The sequence below is a fragment of the Actinomycetota bacterium genome (assembly GCA_036280995.1).
Taxonomy (GTDB): domain Bacteria; phylum Actinomycetota; class CALGFH01; order CALGFH01; family CALGFH01; genus CALGFH01.
In genome coordinates this window covers 1-3,049 of record DASUPQ010000677.1, presented here as the reverse complement: position 1 = coordinate 3,049, position 3,049 = coordinate 1, and the positions used below count along the sequence as shown (strand labels likewise).

The 3,049-nt window shown below is 74.9% G+C and carries 3 protein-coding genes; all 3 read left to right on the top strand.

Translation table 11 applies throughout. The annotated features are described in order from the left end of the window. On the top strand, positions 1-638 hold a 638-nt coding region (locus tag VF468_22980; protein ID HEX5881154.1), incomplete at its 5' end, for a hypothetical protein. Positions 639-647: 9 nt separating this feature from the next. Further along, entirely contained in the window at positions 648-1,127 is a 480-nt protein-coding gene (locus VF468_22975; protein HEX5881153.1) for a phosphoglycerate mutase family protein, read from the top strand. 85 nt (positions 1,128-1,212) lie between these two features. Beyond that, positions 1,213-2,901, top strand: coding sequence for an ATP-binding protein (locus VF468_22970; protein ID HEX5881152.1), 1,689 nt, complete (start codon positions 1,213-1,215; stop codon positions 2,899-2,901). The last annotated feature ends 148 nt before the right edge of the window (positions 2,902-3,049 follow it).

The following is a 3,049-nucleotide window of genomic DNA, read 5'->3' as shown; positions in this document are numbered from 1 at the left end:
CCACGGTGACCGGCCGGCGGCTGGAGGCCTGGCTCGAGGTCGTCTCGGCCGTGGTCCTCTCCGTGGCCGCGCTGGCCATCGCCTGGAGCGGCTACCAGGCGAGCCGCTGGACGGGCGAGCAGGCCAAGGCCTTCAGCCGGGCCAACGCCGCCCGGGTGGAGTCGACCCGCTGGTCGGACCTGGCCAACAGCCAGAGCGAGATCGACGTCGCCACCTTCATCCAGTGGGTCGACAGCTACGCCCGCGACGAGACCGAGCTGGCCGACTTCTACCGCAAGCGGTTCCGCGAGGAGTTCCGGCCGGCCGTCGAGGCCTGGATCGCCACCAGACCGCTGCACAACCCCGAGGCCCCCCTGACGCCCTTCGCCACCCCCGCCTACCACCTGGCCGCCAGGGCCGAGGCCGAGCGCCTTGAGGCGCGGGCGGGGGCGGAGTCCGCCGTGGCCAGCCGGAACATCCAGCGCGCCACCAACTACGTCCTGTGCGTCGTCCTGTTCTCGGCCGCGCTGTTCTTCGGCGGCATCAGCACCCGCATCAAGAGCCCGGGCACGCGCGCCGTCGTCCTCGGGCTCGGCTGCCTGGTGCTGCTCGGCGCCCTGGCCTGGCTCACCACGTTCCCGATCAGCATCTCGGTGTAGGGGTAGGACATGCTCATCGTCGTCCGGCACGCCGAGGCAGGGAGCAAGGGAAGCTGGGCCGGCCCCGACCTGCATCGGCCCCTCTCCCCCGAAGGCCACGACCAGGCCGAGGGGCTGGTCGTCCGGCTGGACGACTACCCGGTCGAGCGGATCCTGTCCAGCCCGGCCGCGCGCTGCCTCCAGACCGTCGAGCCGCTCGGGCGCGACCGCCTGCTCCAGGTCGAGGAGGTCGCGGCCCTCGGCGCCGACGCCGACGCGGCCCGGGTGGAGTCGCTCTTCGTGGACCCGGAGGCCGCCGGCGTGGCGCTGTGCACCCACGGCGAGCTGATCGGGCGATTGTTCGCCCGGCTCGTCCCGGCCGGCCTGGTCGTCGAGGACCCGCTGCTCTGGCCCAAGGGCTCGGCCTGGCTGCTGTGGCGGACCCATCGCCGGCTGCACGCCCGCTTCCTGACCCCGCTGGCCCTCGACCGGCGCACCTACGCCGGCTGACCGCTCAGCTCTTCTTCGCGATCCAACGGACCGGCCCCGAGGGTCGCCGGGAGCGAATCAAGGTAACGTAGCGCCCCTGGGGCCGATGTTCGAGCGGGGAGAAGGGGGCGTGCCGGCCATGGAGGCCGACGCCTGGTCCGACTGGGCGGGTGGAGCTCCCGGGGCTCCTCCTGGAGGGGCGGGCGTCCCTGGCTGGCCGCCGGAGCTCGACGAGCTGTACGGGCGGGTCGTGACCTGGGCGGCCCGGCTGGTCGGGACCCGGGACGCGCTGCTCTGGCTGGTCGCCGACGACGGGCGGCGGCTGGTGGTGGGCAAGGGGGTGGGCCGCTTCGCCGGCTGCGTCGGCCGCCGGCTCGGCAAGGGACAGGGGCTGGCCGGCGAGGCCTGGAGGACGGGCACGCCGCAGGGCGGCGGGCAGCAGGAGGTGCCGGCGGCGCTGTGCGTGCCCCTGACCGCCGACGGGTCGGTGGTCGGGGTGCTGGGCATGGCCTGGAGGGAGCCGGGCCGGGTGGCCGGCAAGAACGAGATCGAGCAGCTGCGCGGCTGCGCGGAGCTGGCCGGGCTGGCCATCGACCGCGCCGGGCGGCTGGCCGCCGGCGCCGGGCCGGGCCGGGGCTGGCTGCCCGGGGCCGACGAGCGCTACCGGGCACTGTCCGAGCAGATCCCCGCGGTGCTGTATTCGGAGCCGCTCCGCCCCGAGGGGACCCTCGTCTACGAGAGCCCACAGAGCCAGCAGCTGCTCGGCTACACCCACGAGGAGACCCTGCGGCGCGACTTCTGGAAGACGCTGATCCATCCCGACGACCGCGAGCGGGTGCTGGCCGAGAACGAGCGCGTCGACCGCACCGGCGACCCCTGGAACATGGAGTACCGGGTGTTCGCCAAGGACGGCCGGGTGGTGTGGGTCCGCGACCACGCCGTGCTGGTCCGCGGCGAGCACGGCGAGCCCGACTTCTGGCAGGGCTACTACATCGACATCACCGACCAGAAGCTGGCCGAGGAGGGCCTGCGCCAGGCGCTGGAGCGCGAACGCCAGGCCCTGGAGCGCGAGCGGCAGGCGGCCCACGAGCTGCGGGCGCTCGACGAGATGAAGAACACCTTCCTTGACGCCGTCTCCCACGAGCTGCGGACCCCGCTCGCGACCGTCATCGGCATCGCCCTCACCCTCAAGCGGTCGGGCTCCAGCCTGGCCGAGAATGACACCGCCGACCTGGTCGACCGGCTGGTCGTCAACGCCGGCAAGCTCGACCGGCTCCTGTCCGACCTGCTCGACCTGGACCGACTCAGCAAGGGCCTGGTGGAGCCGCGGCGCAGCCGCACCGACGTCGCCGCGCTCGTCGGCCGGGTCGCCACCGAGTGGCGGCAGCGCAGCGGGCGGCGGCTGGACGTGACGGCCGAGCCGGTGGTGGCCTGGGTGGACCCGGCCAAGGTCGAGCGCGTCGTCGAGAACCTGCTCGCCAACGCCGACCGGCACACCACGCCGGACACGCCGGTCTGGGTCACGGTCGCCCGCCGGGACGGGGGCGTGCTCCTGGCCGTGGAGGACGCCGGCGGCGGCGTCCCCCGGGAGCTGCGGTCGGCCCTGTTCGAGCCGTTCCGCCAGGGACCGGGGGCGCCCGCCCACGCCCCCGGCGTCGGCATCGGCCTCTCCCTGGTCGCCCGCTTCGCCGAGCTCCACGGCGGCCGGGCCTGGGTCCAGGACCGCCCCGGCGGCGGCGCGTCGTTCCGGGTCCTCCTGCCCGACCCGCCCAGCCCCGCCGACGTCGGGCGCTGAGGCCGTGGGTCAGTAGCTCCCCTCGGGGCGCCTGGGCGGGCCGAGCGGTCGACTCGACGGCGGGAGGAGCGGACGTGGACAGGGGAGGCCTGCCGTTCGGCGGGCGTTGGCGGGGTCCCGGCTACCTGGGCAGGTCGAGGACGGCGTT

Coding starts and splice junctions, on each gene's coding strand:
- VF468_22975 (HEX5881153.1), top strand. CDS start 648: ATGCTCATCGTCGTCCGGCACGCCGAGGCAGGGAGCAAGGGAAGCTGG.
- VF468_22970 (HEX5881152.1), top strand. CDS start 1,213: ATGTTCGAGCGGGGAGAAGGGGGCGTGCCGGCCATGGAGGCCGACGCC.